Consider the following 17,712-nt stretch of genomic DNA (forward strand, 5'->3'; position numbering starts at 1 on the left):
TTTGTCCTATGAGGTGATCGTTATGGAATTATTGATCATTGTGTTAGTGGCTAAATTATGTGGTGCTTTAATAGCCTTTAACTACTATAGGGCATTGAGTAGTGAGGATAAGAGTCAAGTACTTAAAGCATTTCGGGCTCCTTTGATTATCATTCCGATAGTCGGTGTTTATGGAGGAATGTTGATGATGATAGCGGCTGAGTCAAGTCGGATGCCGATATTATCCTTTATTGGTGCTGCAATCATGCTAGCGGCTGGAGTTGTTATTTCCGTTGCTATTTGGAGATCGAATAAGTGGGTGAGTATGGGAGTTCCGATGGGCATGACTATTGGTAGAGCCTTATTTATGATGTGATCGCTGTTGAAAAGTGATGTACATGATTGGGGAAATATGTCATATGGAGGTTGCGGATGAATAAATGGAAGACACGCCATGTAGAGGATGTCATTGAAACGCCTTTTGTACATATTCAGAAAGAAATAGTGGAGTTGCCTGGTGGACAAATTATCGATGACTATCTTGTTCATGAGTACCCCGACTGGGTAAATGCAGTTGTTCTGACTAAACAACGAAACGTCGTACTTGTCAACCAGTATCGCCATGCAGGGAAGGATTCCTTTCTTGAGATCCCAGCAGGTAAAAGGGACTGAGGTGAATCTGATAGTTAGGGCATGGCTAGAGAAATAAGAGAAGAGACGGGATTTTCAAGTGCTCTCCCTCTTATTGAATTAGGTAATGTAATGGTCAACCCGGCTTTACAAACAAATAAAGTGAAGACATTTTAAATACTCGGTGCAGAACAAAAACATAATCAAGATTTAGACGAGACAGAAGAAATACATATTTAATTGATCGGTTTTGACGAGTTTTGTGACATGATTCAACGCCAGTTGGTGCAGACGCAATTGTTCACAGTACATGGTTATTATTTGGCAAAGGCTTATCTATCAGGTAATTGATAACAAGCTGATTAATGGTCCGGGGGACTATGTATTTAAAGAAACGGTTATACATACATCGACTTACAAACTTTTGAAAATAAACACCTAGTATTAACTTTTTAAAAACTAGTATTAAGGTAGGTGATGGAGCTTATGGAAACAGGAGTGGTTCGTATCCAGCCGTATTCAGGTCGTTATCTGAATCAAATCGTTGATTTAATTCTCTCCATCCAACAGGAAGAGTTCGGGGTAAAAATTTCACAATCAGATCAGCCTGATTTGCTTGAGATTGAAGAAGTCTATCAAAGGGCAAAAGGGAACTTCTGGTTTGCCATTTATGGTGAAGAGGTCATAGGCACCATCGGTTTATTCGATTTAGGAGAAGGTCAATTTGCATTGAAAAAAAAGTTCGTAAAGAAAACGTATCGAGGCCATAGCTACTCTGTTGGACATAATCTATTGCAAACGGCCACTCAGTGGGCATCAGAACACAAGGCAAGCGAGATATACTTGGGTACTACACCACAATTCAAAGCAGCGCATCGTTTTTATGAAAAGAGTGGATTTGAAGCCATTTCTCGAGAACAACTTCCCGAAGGCTTTCCGTTAGTTGATGTAGATCGACTCTTTTATCGAAAAGGTATAGAAAAGGGTTTAAAGCGTGAAGGGGTGTAGTTCTTCCTTGCAAAAAAATAGATATTATTGGGGATGGAGTACAAAAATGCTCAGCGGAAATTTCCGCTGAGCATTTTTGGATTTAACTTGTTTGCATTTTTCTCTTCTTACGTGCTTTTTCCTTCTCAATCTGCTTACTGCGAAGTTGACCACACGCCGCATCAATATCCGTTCCGTGCTCTGTACGAACTCCGCACTTTATTCCGCGATCCATTAATGTCTGATAGAACGTTAGGATAGCTTCTTTTTCACTTCGTTCGTAGGGGTGGTCGGCTACTGGATTATACGGGATCAAGTTGACGTATGAAAGATGTTTCTTATCCATTAATAGGTTTGCTAGTTCATGAGCTTCCTTCTCGTGGTCGTTGACATCTCTCAATAGAATATATTCAAACGTAATTCGACGATTTGTCTTTTCTAAATAATAGTCAATTGCAGGCATAAGTTTTTCAAGTGGATAGGCTTTGTTAATTTTCATAATCCTTGAACGTAGCTCGTTGTTTGGTGCGTGTATAGAAAGAGCTAAGTTGATTTGAATACCTTCATCGGCAAATTCATACATTTTCGGTGCGATTCCACTTGTCGAAACTGTAATATGACGCGCGCCAATCGAAAGACCTTTTTGATCGTTGACGACGTTCAAGAAGTCGATCAAGTTGTCGTAGTTATCAAATGGCTCTCCGATTCCCATGACAACGATGTGGCTCACTCGTTCGTCCTTATTTTGTTTGTCTAGGTGGTGCTGCACTTGCATGATTTGTTCAACGATTTCTCCGCTGGTTAAGTCGCGGCTTTTACGCAAGATACCACTAGCGCAGAACGAGCAGCCAATGTTACAGCCGACCTGTGTGGTTACGCACACAGATAATCCGTAGTTGAAACGCATTAATACTGTCTCAATGACATTTCCGTCATCAAGCTTAAATAGAAACTTAATCGTACCGTCCTTAGACTCCTGCTTAATTTCTTCTGTTAACGTCTCAATTGTGAAGTGTTCATCTAATTTATCAATACATGATTGGTTAACATTCTTCATATCAGAAAATTGAGTGACACGTTTTTGGTAAATCCAGTCCCAAACTTGCTTGGATCGGAATTTTTTCTCTCCGTGCTCTATCAACCAATCCGTCAGCTGATCAAACGTCAATCCGTAAATGGATGGTTTCATATATACGCTCCTCTTGTAAAAAAAATCACTATTTCTATCATACTTCATATGTGGGGCTGATACAAGTCTTAATCATGATGAGGATAGGTTAAACGTTGCATCCATCATTGATCAAGCAGACCTTGAAAGAGTGTGGACCTATCAAAGTTTTTCGGAGTGATGGTGACATAATATTTACCAAAGCGCTCCTTGTATAAGCGTATTGAAAGCTTCATCACAAAAAGTAGCTTTGCGAATAAGACAATGTCCCACTACGATAGATTTAACGAATGTTGTACAGAACTTATAAGTCTTCTAACATTCTTATATTGAAATATTATCTCTGAAAAGAAGTGGAGACAAATAGTGCATCTAAAATAATGGAGGGATTTGGTGGGGCATGTCGAATTGTAATAGACTAGTGGGAGGGATTCAATTGCTTATAAAAAAGAGTGATTCTAGGCTAGGTTCAGTTCATGAACATGTTTTACATACGTTTCAGCGCGTACTGGGGACAGGTGCGGCGACGCTTGTGATGCAAGAGGGAAAGGTCGTATTCGAAGAATATGTAGGAAGGCACTCTAGTCATTCAAATGCGCGATCCATTCAGGCGGATTCACAATTTTACGTAGCCTCTGTCAGAAAAAGTTATATCGGTTTCGCTATCGCTTATGCTGTGTATCATGGATTTATAGAAAACATCGACATACCTGTTATTAAAGTACTGAAGAACGTTGATCAAACCATTTGGAAAGGGACCACCATTCGCCATCTACTGACGCATACCCACGGTTTGGAGAAGCGAAAAGGAGAAGTAAGTCGCATTCACCCACCAAGAACAGAGTGGACATATGAGGGGGTTGGCATTGAGGCGCTGACTGAAATTCTTGAGGTTACGACGGGAAGAACCGTTTCTCACATCTTACATAAAGAGGTATTTCAACCGCTCCAAATGACGCAATCTGATTGGTATGCAGAAACTGGTGAAAAACATGTAGATGTTATATTGAAAACGGAAGAAGATTCAGAATGGCAGCTAAGTCAAAGTCTAAAGGGTGATGACAAGAATATGTACGTGTCTGCTCGGGAGCTTGCTATGTGGGGAAACCTTCATTTATATGAGGGGAAGCTCAACGGTATTCAAGTCGTGCCTAAGGAACTGATCCGGCTTGCTACCACTCTTCAATCACCTGATGGCATTCAATCAGATGCGCCTCAGAACGGCTATTTATGGTTTGTGAAAAATCGTGAGTCGACAAAAACAGAAATAGGTGGGGCTGTGCCTAGGGGGTCGTTTCAGATCCTGGGATATACGGGTGTCACGCTTTTGGTCATTCCTGAAAAGAAGGTGGTTGCTGTCCGAATGTTCAATAGCTTCGGCTCGCCGGAAGGCTACGACTATTTAGAAGATGTTCGATCTTTTGGTGATAAGGTAGTTGAATCTATTAGGTAACGTGAGTAGCCGCTAAAATAGTAGAAGAGTATTTATAGTACATTAATGACCAAAACAATAGGAGTTTCCTATCGATGAATAGGGTTTGATTTCGTAATAAAGGAGAATAATCATGACAGTATGTCCGTTTTGCCATCCTGACCAAGATGTCGATCAAAATATTATATTTGAGAATGATACCTGTTATTTTCTTCAGCATAATCAACATCAAGACGTGCTTGAAGGCTCAGGGGTCATTGTACCTAAAGCACACCATGAAGATGCGTTTTCTCTTACGAAAAAAAAGTGGAAAGATACATATAACTTATTACAAAAAGCGAAAAGTTACATTGATGAGACCTTTAAACCTGATGGATACACCCTAGGGTGGAACGTCGGGGACGTGTCGAATCAATTCATCCTACATAGTCATTTTCATGTGATCCCTAGATACCATGATGAACCTCATGCTGGTAAAGGTCTTAGGTATTGGCTAAAACAACCGGAAAATAAGAGAATTTAAAAAGAGGGAATTCATTGAGTTACCCTGTACCAATAGTCGAGTGATCAAAGGAATCCCCCAAGCGAAAGTCGCTTGGGGGGAAGGAATCATGATTCATAGATTTTCGCTTGGAGTTCATGGTCCTTAATTGTTCCAAGTGGCAATAGAATCTTTTGAAAATCAAATTCATTCAGCTCTTTATCGTCTTTGACCTTGTTTGGAAGGTCCGGGTTGGCCAAGGCTCCAGTGCCGATAGAAACAAGGTCTGCCTGTTCATCTTCAATGAGTTGCAGAGCTTTGTCCTTGTCATGTAATTGGCCGTTCGCAATAACAGGCAATTGACTGTAAGCTTTCGCTGCATGAGCGAGTGTTTTTGTTCCGTCACCGAATGAAGGAGCGGTACCCAGACCATCCGTGACATGGATGTAGTCAAGAGAAGTATGACCGAGAGTGGAAAAGATCGTTTCTGCTTCTTCTTCTCCTCCGGCCCATTTATGCTCACCGTCTGCTACTTTTGCTTGAGAGATACGAATTCCTACAGTGAAGTCCTGACCTACTGCCTCTCTTACAGCATCAATGACTTCCACTAAATAACGAACACGATTTTCCGGAGATCCGCCATACTGATCATCTCTTTTGTTCAAGTAATCCGTTAAAAATTGATCCAGCAAGTATCCGTTCGCTCCGTGCAATTCTACGCCATCAAATCCGGCTTGCTGAGCGAACAAAGCACTTTGAACGAAGGATTGTTTGGCCTCTTCTAGGTCTTGTTTGTTCATGGCTCTAGGTGTTTGAAAAGGACCAGAACCGCCATAAAACTCCAGTTGATTCCCTTTCGGTGCGATCGCGGATGGAGCAATCGTTTCGTCCGTATATCTATTGCCCTGACTTTGACTTCCTGCATGCATCAACTGAGCAATGATAATAGACCCATGATTATGAACGGTCTCGACAATGGGTTGCCATGCTTTCATCTGAGACTCAGTCGCAAGACCGGGTTGGTTTTTGTAGCCTTGACTAAAGGTTTGGTCAGGGTAAATGCCTTCTGTGATGATGGTGCTGAATCCACCTTTGGCATAACGTTCATAATAATTCTTCATCGTCTCGTTTGCGTGACCATCGTCTTCAGCGCTTATTCGTGTCATAGGTGCAACGACGTATCGATTGTCTAATTTGTGTTGGTCTAGTAAGAAGTCTTGAAATAACATGTAGGACATCCTTTCTATAATAGTTAGAACAACAGCTATAATATTTGATTAAAGTCTTTGTATCAAGATATTTGATTTCACTGTTCCTCTCACCTTACCTACATTACCCGCTTAATGATAAAATTAACCGCTCGAATTCTAGACGAGTGTCTTTTGGAATACATGAAGTCCAGGGTATATAATAAAAGATTGTAAAATGATGTAGGTTCCTGAACAATGTACAAAGGAAATTAATGGAGAATTTTAATACAACCAACAAATCAATAAGTATGAAAACCCTAGGACTTTGTTATGGAATACCAAATAAAGTTACATTCTTTCAGAAATTGATTGAAAAGTTAGTGACAGCTTAAAATTTACACAAGACATAAATGAATTAGAGAGGATTTTACATTATGAAGTATGCTGTTTCTGTTACAGATACAAGGCAAATGGAATTAATTGAGGCGGCAGGGCAATCTCTGCTCGAACATTTGAATGACTATGCCGAAGCTTTAGCGAAAATTACAACCTTTGACTATCCGAGGGGTGTGGTGTTTCATGATCTTCAATCTGCTACAGAGCTGTATTCAACGATTCCCATTCCTGCCTATACTTCAAGAGATTTGATACACATCGAGCCGAGAGTAGAAACGTGGAAGGAGATTTTTTTAACGTCAGCGACCGATTCAGTAGCCATTGATTATTATAACAACATGGATACAAAGGATGTCGCCGCCATTATCGCCCATGAGCTTACTCATCATGCCGATTTTTTCCATGATGATTTTGAAGGGGATGAGGAAAATATGTGGTTTGAAGAAGGGATGTGTGAGTATCTGTCGAAGAAGCTCCTATTATCTGAGACGAAATTTCAAGCCATCCAGAACGTTGAAGACAAGCTAATTAAGAATTATAAAGAAATATACGGGGAATACACGCTCGATCGGTTTGGTGAAAGTGGGTATCGTAGTGGTAAAAGCGAAACCTTTAGTGCAGCTTTTTACGATTACTGGCGCAGTTCGAAGACCGTAACACGTCTTGTACATGAACATTTTGATGGAGACATTCAAGCGCTGATTGCCTGCTATGTTCAATGGGAACAGAACGAGCCGGTACATAAGTACTTCATTCGTGCACTTTCTTTGACAGATGATGAGGCAAGAGAAATGTGGTTGGCTTAAAGGCTGAATATTCAGAAATCAGTCGTAATCTCCGTTCATTCTAGCAATTCTCATGGTATAATAGAAGAGGAATTGAAGGAGTGAGTCGTATGGATCCATTAGATGTAATCGGAAACCTACATAATGTGCAACCAGTTTATCAACCAATCATCAGCGCCATTCGTCATGATGTCAAAGGCTACGAAGTCCTAGGACGTTATTATGACGGTGATAAGTGGCGAAGCCTTAGTTCATTCTTCCACCATCCGGATGTTCCGGAAGAATTCAAAGTGGATGTGGATCAACATTTACTGAATATCGCACTTCAAGCCATGTTGGATGAAGACGCAAAAGGTCTCGTATTCATAAACCGGAGTGCTAAACAATTGATGGTGAATGATGGAGATGAGCTCCTAGAAACCTTACTTGATTTCAGGGAAAAAGGATTTGCCATGAACAGAATTGTCATTGAAGTAAGAGAGCATGACTTTGATGAGGATTTCGAAGCACTCAATCATTTATTACTTTACTACAAAACGTATGGTGTGCAAATCGCGGTCGATCACGTCGGAGCAAAAAGTTCAAATATTGATCGTATCCGTCAGCTAGAGCCGAATCTCTTGAAAGTGGACACGATGAACATCCGAAACCACAATGCACAAGGGTTCCAAGATATCATGTATTCCCTTGCGATGCTCGCGAACCGTATAGGCGCTGCCATGCTGTTTGAGACCATTGAAGATGATCATCAGCTCTACTTCGCATGGAAACATGGAGGTCGTTATTATCAAGGGTATTATTTAGCCGAACCCCGATTCAATCTATCTTCGAAGGATTCATTACGAATCAATGTGGAAGAGAAAGTAGATCATTACATTCAAAGGGAGAAGGCTTTAGTTGAAAGGCGACTGAATTTGATTCTTTCCTGGGAGCAGAAGTTAAAAGAATTGGTTTCCAGATGGGATGGTCCCAAAAAAGTCGATCCATTTATTGATATGGTGACAAGCCAATTTGATGAAGAAAGCTTTAGGATGTTCATCTGTAATGGGGATGGATTGCAAATATCCGCCAACTTCCGCAAACGGGATGATAATTGGGAATTAGAGCCGAGCAAGAAGGGCTCCAACTGGGCATTCCGTCCATATTTTTTAGAAAACGTTATGCAAATGAAAACGTGGAAGAAAGGTACGCTGTCAGAAATCTATTCAGATATTGAAACGAAAGAGTTGATTCGTACATTCAGCTTTCCACTGACAGATCAATACTTCTTGTTCATTGATATCAATTATTCCTACATTTACGAGCACGACTATTTGTTAATATAAATCTCGAACCTGCCTTTTTGCTGAAAAGGCAGGTTTTTTTACGATTTTTGAAGAAAAAGTAAAGGTTGGATATTTAAAGGAGGTAACAGAGATGATTATCATGATTAATGGAGCATTTGGGGTAGGCAAAACGACGGTTTCAGAAGAATTATCTAAAAAAATACCGAATAGTTTTATTTTCGATCCTGAGATGGTCGGTTTTATGTTGAACCATATGCTACCGAGTGAATTAAAGAAGAGAGAATCGCCATCTGGAGATTTTCAAGATTTTTTGCTATGGAAAAATCTCGTTGTAAAAACGGCTGAAGGATTAGTCGAAACGTATGGCTATCATTTGATTGTTCCGATGACAATTCGAAAACCGGATTACTTCGAGTACATTAGATCAGGTTTTCAGAAAGTATCTGAAACCCATCATTATTGCTTAACTGCAACGAAAGAAACTATATTCAACCGGTTACGTGAGCGTGGAGAAGATAAAGGGAATTGGTGCTTTAAGCAAACTCAAAGATGTTTAGACGCCTATGAAACTTATGATTTTTCAACTTACATAGATACAAATGGTAGTCAAGTTGAACAAGTAGTTGAACAGATCTTGCAACAAATCCATTTCACAACTGAAGTCTAATGTAACTTTTTCCATTTGCAACCGACAAATAAATAATAAGGAGGGGAATCAATGAAAAAAATAGTAACGATAATATTGTTTTCAATGTTTATGTTGGGTGCATGTGGTGAATCTGAGCCGGTTGAGGAACCAGATCAACAGATCAACTAGAAGAAACAGATGAAGAAGAACAAGCTGCAATGGAACTGGATTCCTATAACATGCTCATAGATTCTTGTCCCGAAGTCCCAGTTGAAGGCATAACGCGGACTGACTTAACGGAAGAGGAACTGAAGAAGTACCCTACAGAAGTACCGGATATAATAAAGGATTACTCTACCGAAGAAGAAATTGAGAAGTATAAAAATGTGCAAGTCTTAATACGAACACATCGGGAGTTTCTAATGAGTGAATTGGAAAGTAGAGGCTACTCCTTTGAAGATCTACAATCAGTTGGTGAGTACAGTGTTGTTCAAGGAACCACAGTCATTGGGTTGAAACAAGGGTTGAGTTCAGAGCAAGAAAAGATCAAAACAGCTATTCTTGAATCTATTGAAGTAGGGAGAGAACATTTTTCACCTGGTGCCTACGCAACGACCTCTCTTACGTATTCAAGGGACGAGTTGGATACGAAACAATTCAAGTTGGCATCTGAACTTTCAAATGAGATAAGCAAAATTTCTGGAGTAGGCAGCTGTAATCTTGCTGATGCTTTTGAACTAAGGGTGTGGAAGACTTTAACGGAAGATGAGCTAGAGTGGGTGAATAATCAAACAGAAATGAAACTGGCGATCACCCTATCTGAGCCAAGTGAACTAACGGGTTATGTAACCGATCTAAAAGAAGATGATAAGATGCTCGTGGATCACACATGGTTCAGTAATCGACCTGAGAGCGTTGAAGTTGGGGATCGTGTTCACCTTCTTTACACTTCTGTCGCAGAGTCCTTTCCTGCTCAGTCACACGCCAAAGAACCTGAGATTCTAAAGGACGTCAAGCCTGATGGGGCTGAGTTGCATGCGTCGGAGGCGATAAAGCAATCCTTATCAACAGTGGACTCCTCTGAGCCTTTGAATGTATTACATGCAGATTATGACCAAGAATCAGATGAATGGACCATTGAACTGGAAATAGGGATGGAGACGACCGAAGAGGTTGAAGTGACGGATGCGAAGTAGGCTGAACAGTTTTTTCTTAATTCTGATGATGTTATGGATCACTGTGACCGTTTCTGGGTGTGGGGAGAAGAAGCCCTTCGACATCGAACTTCCGCCTTCTCAGGTGAATATTTACAAATGGGAATCGGAAGAACATATTGGAACGATAAGTGACCAAGGGAAAATCGATACCTTAGTGAATGACTTGCACAAGTCAAGGAGTTCATCGACGGCAAACATGGATTTTGCTTTACCTGACTATTTACTCGTCTTTTTACATGGTGAGCGAACCGTTCTACAGGTAGGCTATTATACAGAAATTCAAGACCTTGGTGTCGAGGGACGATACTGGTGGAAGGATCGAATGTATAACCTTAAGACGGAATTGTCATCGATTACGAAGTTGGAGGAGATGTCGAATGAATAAACGGGGTGTCATCTCATTAGTAATAGCCGGAATGAATCTGTTGTTGTTTCTCATCGTAAGAGGACCGAATATAAATCTCGGACTCTATACGGGGATGCTTTTGGTTTTATCCTCGCTAGGCATTGCGTTTGCCGTTTTCTCCAAGAGGTGGATTTCCCTGTTAGTGGGCACAGTGCTGAATGCTGCCGGTCTTGTAATTGCTGTTTCTTTGCTAATACTTATTGGAATTACTGAACGTTAGGAGAGGAAGTAAATGGAGAAAAAGAGAAAAATGTGGTTCGGCATTGGTTGTGTACTGTTTTTGGTTTCACTTCCATTTGTAGCTGACCCAATATTAACGATGATTTCAAATCAAAGCGAAAGCTTCATTATATTGTTTCCAATCGGCTATCCGATGCTGACTTTCATATTAGGGTTCGGATTTATGATTATGTTTTCACCTTTGAAACAAAAGAAAGCGGATGGCCAAGGGAATGTACATAGGTAGAAATGTTGAAAGGCATGTCTACACATTATTGTCGGATGTAACATGTCTAGCAACAGTGCGGGATTTTGGGCTGATAGAGTCTGTCTGGAAACCTGGATTATAAAGCTTATTCGTACGCCTCAACAGCAATCAACGTAGCTCCCGCTGCCTGTATCCAGCTCCCCAGAAGAGTCCAGTCGTCCTTTGAAAGTCTTGCCCCCTCAGCTTGCAAGGCATTTCCAATAGCTTGTAGTCCGTTCCCTATGATTAAAGTAAGCTCATTTTTTTCCACACCTTCACTTAAAGCAATCGAAGCACCTAAAGCTTGAAGCTGATTCCCTTGTATGGTTCTGATTTTCCTATTATTTTCATTAAAAATACCAGCAATCACGGTGATGTTTCCGCTTGATGATAGTACACTTGCTACTTGACCTATGCTTGAGGTATCTATGTCATCAGCGGTCAGTCCGTTCCCTGTAGCTTGAAGTGTGTTTCCCCATAACTTAAGGGACTTTTCCTGCTCCGTCGTCCAAGCGAATAGAGGGGTAGCACTTATCGCAGCAATGACTGTTCCTATAGCAATCAATTCTTCGTCCATCTAAACCGCCTCCTTCTTTATTGTAAGCCGTTACAGATCGTTACGTTCTTGCTATAATAGAAGTTATCAAACTATTCAGAGAGGGACGATGCTATGAAGCGAACGTGGTGGAAAGAGTCAGTTGTGTATCAAGTCTACTGGAGAAGTTTCAATGATACAGATGGTGATGGATATGGTGACTTACAAGGCGTGATAGATAAGCTTGATTATTTACATAAGCTTGGGGTTGACGTAATCTGGCTCAACCCATGCTATGAGTCACCTGATTTCGACAATGGTTATGACATATCGGACTATTATAAAATCATGAAAAAGGCTGGGGATATGGAAACGTGGGAACGGCTCTTAAATGAGGTTCATAAGCGTGGCATGCGTTTGATCATGGATTTGGTACTCAATCATACGTCACATCAGCATCCATGGTTCAAGGAATCTGCTTCATCAAAGATGAACCCGAAACGGGATTATTACATATGGAAAGATCCAAAAGATGGGGGACCACCGAACAACTGGCGTTCCTATTTTGAACCGTCTGCATGGACATTCGACGAAACGACAGGACAATATTATATGCACTCATTCGCTGTTGAACAACCAGACTTGAATTGGGAGAACGAAGACATGCGTGAAGAGATATATGAGATGATGCGATACTGGTTAGACAAAGGCATCGATGGTTTCCGGCTTGATGTCATCAATTTACTAGCAAAGCAAGACGGGCTTCCGGATGCTGAACATCCTGAAGGGTTAAGTTATCTTGGAAATAACCCTGGCATACATGAATACTTACAAGAAATGAACGATAAGGTATTGCGTCACTACGATATTTTGACTGTAGGTGAAATTCCTTTTGTCACGCCGGAAGATGGGCTTTTGTATGTTGGGGAGGATCGTAACGAACTGCATACATTGTTTCACTTTGAAGTGGCCGATGATATGCCATCCTGGGATATGAAACGATATAAACAAATTCAAAATCGATGGTACGAAGGATTGAAGGGGAAAGGAACGAACTCGCAGTTTTTAAATAACCATGACCACACCCGGCAAGTGACCCGATTTGGTAATGACAATGAATATAGAAAAGAATCAGCGAAACTTCTCGCTACTATGATGCATACGCTTCCTGGGATTCCGTATATTTATCAAGGTGAAGAAATCGGGATGACAGGCGTTCGCTTTGATTCCATTGAAGACTATCAAGATATAGCCATGAAAAATAAGTATGAGGAAGAAGTGGAAAAAGGACGCGACCCGTCTGTCGTATTTGAGGAATTGCTGCCATTGAGTAGAGATAACTCACGTACTCCGATGCAGTGGTCGGATGAGGATAACGCAGGGTTTACGACAGGGACGCCTTGGATTAAAATCAATCCAAACTATACGGACATTAACGTGGAAGAAGCATTGGCTGATCCACACTCTGTGTTCTACTACTATCAGCAGTTGATTGAACTAAGGAAGAAGCACCCTGTGATGGTGTATGGTGATTATGAGGATCTATCTGGGGGCGACGAACACGTGTATGCGTACACACGTAGCTTGGACGGAGAAACTTGGCTCGTTTTACTGAACCATGCAGATGAAGAAAATACGGTCGATCTAAACTCGATCACATTACCACCTACTGAACCGCTTCTATCTAATTACTCGGAAGCTGATGAAACACTTTTGCGTCCACATGAAGCAAGAATATATCAATTATGATTAAACATAGGCTCTTCTCAAGTTTAGGCAAATGTCCTAGAATGAGGAGAGCTATTTTATGAAGAAAGGAAATTTGATGAAACAGCATAAATGGAAATACATAAGCTATGTTCTGGCATTAGTGCTTGCAGTTGGAAGTGTGTGGGTGTATCAGGATATACAAAAGCAGAAGAACCAAAGCAAAGACTTATTCGCAAAATGGATCACGAAAGAGCACATCGAATATGAACGAATGGCACGTCATATAGAGGAGATGCTTGTTGCAGGCTCCCCTGCAGATATGAAGCAAGCGCTGGAATCGATTGAGTACAACGCAGGAAACCGCTACATATCACGTAATATTCTAAGAGTGACGTTAGATTCAAATGTAGGAAACTTCTACAGTAGCCCTTTTGAGGAAATATATTGGTACTTTGATTATTTGCGAGATACGTCTGATGATACAGGATTATCAGAAGAAGAGTGGCAGACAGTAGAAGTGATTCATGAACGCACACTTGTGGTAATCGATATCTTTGAGGATATGGAACCTTATGTCTTTGATGACGGGGAACACATGAATAAAGGGGAAGTCATTGAATTGTTTGAAGAGCTATCTTATCGCTGGCAGGAGCTATCTATGCCGAGGGAGCTCGATCAAACTTATGCGAATTATAGCTCTTCTAATACGAACCCACCACCAGCGCGAAAAAATGAAGAGAAGTCTGTACTATCTGATTCGGAATTATTCGAGCTATCTGAAGAATGGATGAGACCTGTTTGGGGAGGTAATCCGAACGTACAGCAAATAGGCAGTGGGAACTTTTTCTCAGCTACCTATGGAAAATACTTAGAGTTAAAAGCTGATGGATCACCTTACGCTTTAACGATAGCTAAAAAAGGTGGGCTACCTTTACGCTTTGAAGCGCACTATACGAACCCGCTGCAAGATTTGAATCTCACGAAACGAGAGGTCAAAGGAAATGCCGTCGATCAAGTTGGTAAGTTCATTTCTGATACTTCATTCATACCTGAAATGTATATCGATGAAAATTTCAAACAAAATCCTCAAGAGCAGGTGGTTCGTGTTTACGAGAAACTGGGCGGTTTGAAAGTTCCTTATAATTATATCGAAGTCACCTATCAACAAACATCTTCGAAGACTGTGCTGAGAGAGATGGATTTATCTGAGTGGTATTCAGATCATCAAATTCCTGATCCAATCCCTTCTGTGACAAAACGAGAAGCTACAGAAAAAGTACCCGAACAACTAACATTGAATGGCGAGCCTACTCTCGAACTTGGAGTGAGACAAGGAGAAAGGATTTTATTTTATCGTATACCAGTTAAAGGTGTTCAACGAGTAGATGATGTGTTCGTTCATGCACAGACAGGTAAATACTTCACAGATCAGCTTAGATAGAAGGAGTTAAGGAAATGAGGCAACACGTATGGAAAGTTGTGGCCGCCGTTTTGTTTATGATAGCGGCTGGTTCTTATTTGTTTATGACGCAAGCCATTGAGAATCATCGTGAAAAAGTAGATTTATACCGTGATTGGGCGAAAAGTGAACGATGGGAATATCAAGGGGTGACAGAGCACATAAGTAGAGCACTTGCCTCGAGCTCACCAGACGTTACATTGGATCAATTGTATAAAGCGGTTGCATCACGTGGCAATCGTATTCTTGATCGTTCGGTTCCAGATATGATGGGGATTCCACGGGAATTAGACGGGACGCTTGACTACCCTTTTAATTTCAGAAGCACATATGGATATATCAATTATCTCATTGAAACATGGGACGACGAAGGGTTATCACAAACGGAGTGGAACTATTTGAATACGACGATCCTTGAGCGTTTTCAAGCGGGTGAAGAGGCTTTTGAAGATATTGAGTCTATTTTGTTTGAGAATAGATACCAATTGAAAACACACAAGATTGAACAACGCTTGAGAGAATTCAAAACGATTTGGGACTCATACCGTTCTCCCAATCGCAGTGATCCTGAGTTTGATCAATATCTAGTTGACCAACATCAATCAGGAATAATTTTTGAGGATGAACCCGAAATGTCGTTGAAAAACATAAATGAATCGGTCGCCGAGGAGATGTCTGCCTTGTTCGCTCAACCCATCACACTCCAATTATCAAGTGGTGGGAACGGAGGTCTGCATCCTCAATTTGGTGAGCGGATCGACTTCGAAACGGAAAAGGGGGACTACGAGGTAACGGCAACCGTACGCGGTGGTCATATGATAGGGTTTCAAGTACATCAATTGGGTCGAACTGAGTCTTTGAATCTAACGGTAGAAGACATGAAAGAAGATGCCCTTAGACGGACGAATCGTTGGAGGGAAAGATCTTGGAAGCCTGAACTCACAAAGCAGGAGAAAGATACAGTCGAAGTTTCCATCTATCGTGTCACAAATAACGTTGTAAATAAACTTGAGAAAGTCACCGTTACTTATCATCACACGGCATCGAAGACGGCTCTTATAGGCATGGATTTCTCAGATGTCTACAAACAAAATGCATTGAATGAACACATCGAGAGAGAGCCTGTACTTTCAGAAGGAAAAGCGCGCTCCTCGGTCAACCTAAATCTAAAGGTCAGGGCAGAAGGGGTACTGGAATTAGTAGAAGAGCGTGATGGTTCTCCGGTGCTTACTTACCGATACGCGGTTGAGGGTGTTGAAGGTGTCAATAACGTTTGGATCGGAGCTCACACTGGGGAATTCATTCGCTCTGAGTGATTTCTGATGATTCACTTCCATTAGGTGAAAAAAGAACTCTTCGTTTTTGTAGCTCTAAAATTATAAGAATTAAAAATTGAATAGTTTATTGAAAGGATCTGCTGCAGCAGGTCCTTTTGTTATGTAAAGTTTCCTTGACGTAAAGGGGTATTTACCATAAACTGTATTTGAAGGAGGGGATATCCATTTGAAAAACAAAATTGCTCAATATAGAAAAGAGAAATCCTTATCCCAAGAGCGACTGGCTCATATGCTAAAAGTCTCAAGACAAACGGTCATATCTATCGAAAAAGACCGTTACTCACCATCATTACCGCTAGCGTTCCAATTGGCGAAGATTTTCGAAGTTTCGATTGAAGAACTATTTATATACGAGGAGGAAGAGTAGTGACTAAAGATTATTATCCTACGATGTTTAAGGTTATGGGCGCTATATTATCGATTCAATTTTTATTTGTTTTGATCGTCAGTTTACTTGCGGGAGATAGAATATCCTTTTTTTCTTTACCTCTTCTTTCAACGGCGGTCATAGCGTTTAGTATGAGCTATTTACACCCACAATTCAGACAGAAAGATGAACGAATGCGATTGATTCGGTACAAAGGGTTGTTTTTTTCTTTCTTTGCGATCTTAGGTTACATGTTCATTATGATGACGCTTCTACAATTTAATATGATTGACATTAATGCGATTGAAGTTCTTCAAATACTCAGTGCATTATTTATTTCAACTGTTTTCTTATCGTGGGTGTTCGTTGCAAAGAGAAATTAGAATGGATGATATAAACGCCATTTTATAAAGTTATTTCTCACAGGGTTCGGAAAGATATCCTTTGTTTACGGAGATACATACTTTCTAAGGGTCATAATTCGATAAATAGGGGGATAGGATGAAATATATAAACCTTAAGGGCCGATTTAGTAATAATAGATGGCTGGTTTTCGGTTTACTAATCGTGTTTGTTGTTTTGCTTTTTCCATTTGTAAAGGAAAGATTAGAGGAACGACCTCGGAAATTGGAACTCGAACATTCTAATTTTTACACCGATGGATTTAGTCCACTCTATCAATCGATACAGAAAGAATTCGATATTGATGGGGCCACGATGATTAGTGATTTCCGCATTGTGGTCGATCATAAGGGAGAATTTCAATATATCAACCTTGTACTAACAACTCAAGGAGCACCAGATACAATCATGTACGCGGTAGAATATGATCAGGGGAACGACCATTTGCTTGTGAGAAGAGAGTTATTAGAAAATCATCGGTGGTTCGCTCGAGAATTCGATGTGCCTCCCAAATATTTCTTTCAATTAATTGACGATATCCCTTCCTCTGAATGGGGAAGTGAGTTGGACTATTATCGAATCACTTCTAGTGCAGAGAGGCGTGGTTTTGATATAGAAGAACGAGCTACCTATAAGGTATCCGGAGAAGGAAAAGTGAAAGTTTCATACAGTCAGCTTCCTGTACAGGGAATCTGGCTCAGGGTATGCGGGACGAATCAACAAACCATGGAATCAGGTATGTTCCATGGATGTGATCTTAAAGAACACTGGATTATGGATTCATCGAGCGATAGACGTTAAAAGACAGCTCATCACAACAACAATGAGCTGTCTTGCCTGTAGAGCAGAGT

The 17,712-nt window shown here is 40.7% G+C and carries 21 protein-coding genes; 18 read left to right on the forward strand and 3 right to left on the reverse strand.

Features of this window, described 5'->3' with window-relative positions:
- Positions 1 to 22 precede the first annotated feature (22 nt).
- The 3 genes from H0266_RS02485 (at position 23) to H0266_RS02495 (ending at position 1,617) form a co-directional block, all read left to right on the forward strand.
- On the forward strand, positions 23 to 355 hold the full coding sequence (locus H0266_RS02485) for a hypothetical protein (RefSeq protein WP_181470796.1): 333 nt from the start codon (positions 23 to 25) through the stop codon (positions 353 to 355).
- 56 nt (positions 356 to 411) lie between these two features.
- Positions 412 to 651, forward strand: coding sequence for an NUDIX hydrolase (locus H0266_RS19405; RefSeq protein WP_246363603.1), 240 nt, complete (start codon positions 412 to 414; stop codon positions 649 to 651).
- 444 nt (positions 652 to 1,095) lie between these two features.
- The gene (locus tag H0266_RS02495) at positions 1,096 to 1,617 is read left to right on the forward strand and encodes a GNAT family N-acetyltransferase (RefSeq protein ID WP_181470797.1); all 522 of its coding nucleotides are present in this window, start codon (positions 1,096 to 1,098) and stop codon (positions 1,615 to 1,617) included.
- Between the two features lie 82 nt (positions 1,618 to 1,699).
- Here the strand turns inward: H0266_RS02495 and rlmN are convergent, their stop codons facing one another.
- Positions 1,700 to 2,785, reverse strand: coding sequence for a dual-specificity RNA methyltransferase RlmN (gene rlmN, locus H0266_RS02500; protein WP_181470798.1), 1,086 nt, complete (start codon positions 2,783 to 2,785; stop codon positions 1,700 to 1,702).
- 415 nt (positions 2,786 to 3,200) lie between these two features.
- On the opposite strand from rlmN, the gene H0266_RS02505 reads away from it, so the two are divergent.
- Both H0266_RS02505 and H0266_RS02510 read left to right on the forward strand, forming a co-directional pair.
- Positions 3,201 to 4,217, forward strand: a complete 1,017-nt coding sequence (locus tag H0266_RS02505; RefSeq protein ID WP_246363605.1) for a serine hydrolase domain-containing protein — start codon at positions 3,201 to 3,203, stop codon at positions 4,215 to 4,217.
- A gap of 112 nt (positions 4,218 to 4,329) precedes the next feature.
- Complete coding sequence (locus H0266_RS02510) at positions 4,330 to 4,719, forward strand: HIT family protein (RefSeq protein WP_181470800.1); 390 nt, start codon at positions 4,330 to 4,332, stop codon at positions 4,717 to 4,719.
- Positions 4,720 to 4,805: 86 nt separating this feature from the next.
- Here the strand turns inward: H0266_RS02510 and H0266_RS02515 are convergent, their stop codons facing one another.
- Entirely contained in the window at positions 4,806 to 5,906 is a 1,101-nt protein-coding gene (locus tag H0266_RS02515; RefSeq protein WP_181470801.1) for an oxidoreductase, read from the reverse strand.
- A 395-nt stretch (positions 5,907 to 6,301) separates the two neighbouring features.
- Between H0266_RS02515 and H0266_RS02520 the strand changes: the two genes are divergently transcribed.
- The 7 genes from H0266_RS02520 to H0266_RS02550 all read left to right on the forward strand — a co-directional run bounded on the left by H0266_RS02520 (position 6,302) and on the right by H0266_RS02550 (position 11,051).
- Positions 6,302 to 7,069: a hypothetical protein gene (locus H0266_RS02520; RefSeq protein ID WP_246363607.1), complete on the forward strand. Its 768-nt coding sequence runs from the start codon at positions 6,302 to 6,304 to the stop codon at positions 7,067 to 7,069.
- An 89-nt stretch (positions 7,070 to 7,158) separates the two neighbouring features.
- A complete protein-coding gene (locus H0266_RS02525) occupies positions 7,159 to 8,373 on the forward strand; it encodes an EAL domain-containing protein (protein ID WP_181470802.1) in 1,215 nt (404 codons plus the stop codon).
- A gap of 91 nt (positions 8,374 to 8,464) precedes the next feature.
- The gene (locus H0266_RS02530) at positions 8,465 to 9,001 is read left to right on the forward strand and encodes an AAA family ATPase (protein ID WP_181470803.1); all 537 of its coding nucleotides are present in this window, start codon (positions 8,465 to 8,467) and stop codon (positions 8,999 to 9,001) included.
- Between the two features lie 179 nt (positions 9,002 to 9,180).
- Positions 9,181 to 10,158, forward strand: a complete 978-nt coding sequence (locus H0266_RS02535) for a DUF3221 domain-containing protein (protein ID WP_181470804.1) — start codon at positions 9,181 to 9,183, stop codon at positions 10,156 to 10,158.
- A 28-nt stretch (positions 10,159 to 10,186) separates the two neighbouring features.
- Positions 10,187 to 10,564 (forward strand): hypothetical protein, encoded by a 378-nt coding sequence (locus H0266_RS02540; protein ID WP_181470805.1) that lies wholly within the window; start codon positions 10,187 to 10,189, stop codon positions 10,562 to 10,564.
- Positions 10,557 to 10,805, forward strand: coding sequence for a hypothetical protein (locus H0266_RS02545; protein ID WP_181470806.1), 249 nt, complete (start codon positions 10,557 to 10,559; stop codon positions 10,803 to 10,805). The genes H0266_RS02540 and H0266_RS02545 overlap by 8 nt, the downstream gene beginning before the upstream one ends.
- A gap of 12 nt (positions 10,806 to 10,817) precedes the next feature.
- Entirely contained in the window at positions 10,818 to 11,051 is a 234-nt protein-coding gene (locus tag H0266_RS02550; protein ID WP_181470807.1) for a hypothetical protein, read from the forward strand.
- Positions 11,052 to 11,157: 106 nt separating this feature from the next.
- Here the strand turns inward: H0266_RS02550 and H0266_RS02555 are convergent, their stop codons facing one another.
- Positions 11,158 to 11,628: a DUF6944 family repetitive protein gene (locus H0266_RS02555; RefSeq protein ID WP_181470808.1), complete on the reverse strand. Its 471-nt coding sequence runs from the start codon at positions 11,626 to 11,628 to the stop codon at positions 11,158 to 11,160.
- A gap of 93 nt (positions 11,629 to 11,721) precedes the next feature.
- Between H0266_RS02555 and H0266_RS02560 the strand changes: the two genes are divergently transcribed.
- From H0266_RS02560 to H0266_RS02585, 6 genes are all read left to right on the forward strand, one after another.
- Positions 11,722 to 13,335 carry a glycoside hydrolase family 13 protein gene (locus tag H0266_RS02560; protein ID WP_181470809.1) on the forward strand — a complete coding sequence of 538 codons (1,614 nt, stop codon included), beginning with the start codon at positions 11,722 to 11,724 and terminating at the stop codon, positions 13,333 to 13,335.
- A 58-nt stretch (positions 13,336 to 13,393) separates the two neighbouring features.
- Positions 13,394 to 14,737 (forward strand): hypothetical protein, encoded by a 1,344-nt coding sequence (locus H0266_RS02565; protein ID WP_181470810.1) that lies wholly within the window; start codon positions 13,394 to 13,396, stop codon positions 14,735 to 14,737.
- Between the two features lie 14 nt (positions 14,738 to 14,751).
- Positions 14,752 to 16,071 carry a hypothetical protein gene (locus H0266_RS02570; protein ID WP_181470811.1) on the forward strand — a complete coding sequence of 440 codons (1,320 nt, stop codon included), beginning with the start codon at positions 14,752 to 14,754 and terminating at the stop codon, positions 16,069 to 16,071.
- A 187-nt stretch (positions 16,072 to 16,258) separates the two neighbouring features.
- Entirely contained in the window at positions 16,259 to 16,459 is a 201-nt protein-coding gene (locus tag H0266_RS02575) for a helix-turn-helix transcriptional regulator (protein ID WP_181470812.1), read from the forward strand.
- A complete protein-coding gene (locus H0266_RS02580) occupies positions 16,459 to 16,842 on the forward strand; it encodes a permease (protein WP_343063194.1) in 384 nt (127 codons plus the stop codon). The genes H0266_RS02575 and H0266_RS02580 overlap by 1 nt, the downstream gene beginning before the upstream one ends.
- 118 nt (positions 16,843 to 16,960) lie before the next feature.
- Positions 16,961 to 17,662, forward strand: coding sequence for a hypothetical protein (locus H0266_RS02585; RefSeq protein ID WP_181470813.1), 702 nt, complete (start codon positions 16,961 to 16,963; stop codon positions 17,660 to 17,662).
- The last annotated feature ends 50 nt before the right edge of the window (positions 17,663 to 17,712 follow it).

This window comes from Halobacillus locisalis, assembly GCF_013694105.1.
Classification (GTDB): Bacteria; Bacillota; Bacilli; order Bacillales; family Halobacillaceae; genus Halobacillus; species Halobacillus locisalis.

Excerpts from the sequence above, each read along its gene's own strand:
- H0266_RS02535 (WP_181470804.1), top strand. The coding sequence starts at position 9,181 with ATGGAACTGGATTCCTATAACATGCTCATAGATTCTTGTCCCGAAGTC.
- H0266_RS02555 (WP_181470808.1), bottom strand. The coding sequence starts at position 11,628 with ATGGACGAAGAATTGATTGCTATAGGAACAGTCATTGCTGCGATAAGT.
- H0266_RS02485 (WP_181470796.1), top strand. The coding sequence starts at position 23 with ATGGAATTATTGATCATTGTGTTAGTGGCTAAATTATGTGGTGCTTTA.
- H0266_RS02550 (WP_181470807.1), top strand. The coding sequence starts at position 10,818 with ATGGAGAAAAAGAGAAAAATGTGGTTCGGCATTGGTTGTGTACTGTTT.
- H0266_RS02515 (WP_181470801.1), bottom strand. The coding sequence starts at position 5,906 with ATGTTATTTCAAGACTTCTTACTAGACCAACACAAATTAGACAATCGA.
- H0266_RS02520 (WP_246363607.1), top strand. The coding sequence starts at position 6,302 with ATGAAGTATGCTGTTTCTGTTACAGATACAAGGCAAATGGAATTAATT.
- H0266_RS02495 (WP_181470797.1), top strand. The coding sequence starts at position 1,096 with ATGGAAACAGGAGTGGTTCGTATCCAGCCGTATTCAGGTCGTTATCTG.
- H0266_RS02565 (WP_181470810.1), top strand. The coding sequence starts at position 13,394 with ATGAAGAAAGGAAATTTGATGAAACAGCATAAATGGAAATACATAAGC.
- H0266_RS02545 (WP_181470806.1), top strand. The coding sequence starts at position 10,557 with ATGAATAAACGGGGTGTCATCTCATTAGTAATAGCCGGAATGAATCTG.
- H0266_RS02530 (WP_181470803.1), top strand. The coding sequence starts at position 8,465 with ATGATTATCATGATTAATGGAGCATTTGGGGTAGGCAAAACGACGGTT.
- H0266_RS02540 (WP_181470805.1), top strand. The coding sequence starts at position 10,187 with ATGTTATGGATCACTGTGACCGTTTCTGGGTGTGGGGAGAAGAAGCCC.
- H0266_RS02560 (WP_181470809.1), top strand. The coding sequence starts at position 11,722 with ATGAAGCGAACGTGGTGGAAAGAGTCAGTTGTGTATCAAGTCTACTGG.
- H0266_RS02510 (WP_181470800.1), top strand. The coding sequence starts at position 4,330 with ATGACAGTATGTCCGTTTTGCCATCCTGACCAAGATGTCGATCAAAAT.
- rlmN (WP_181470798.1), bottom strand. The coding sequence starts at position 2,785 with ATGAAACCATCCATTTACGGATTGACGTTTGATCAGCTGACGGATTGG.
- H0266_RS02570 (WP_181470811.1), top strand. The coding sequence starts at position 14,752 with ATGAGGCAACACGTATGGAAAGTTGTGGCCGCCGTTTTGTTTATGATA.
- H0266_RS02525 (WP_181470802.1), top strand. The coding sequence starts at position 7,159 with ATGGATCCATTAGATGTAATCGGAAACCTACATAATGTGCAACCAGTT.
- H0266_RS02585 (WP_181470813.1), top strand. The coding sequence starts at position 16,961 with ATGAAATATATAAACCTTAAGGGCCGATTTAGTAATAATAGATGGCTG.
- H0266_RS19405 (WP_246363603.1), top strand. The coding sequence starts at position 412 with ATGAATAAATGGAAGACACGCCATGTAGAGGATGTCATTGAAACGCCT.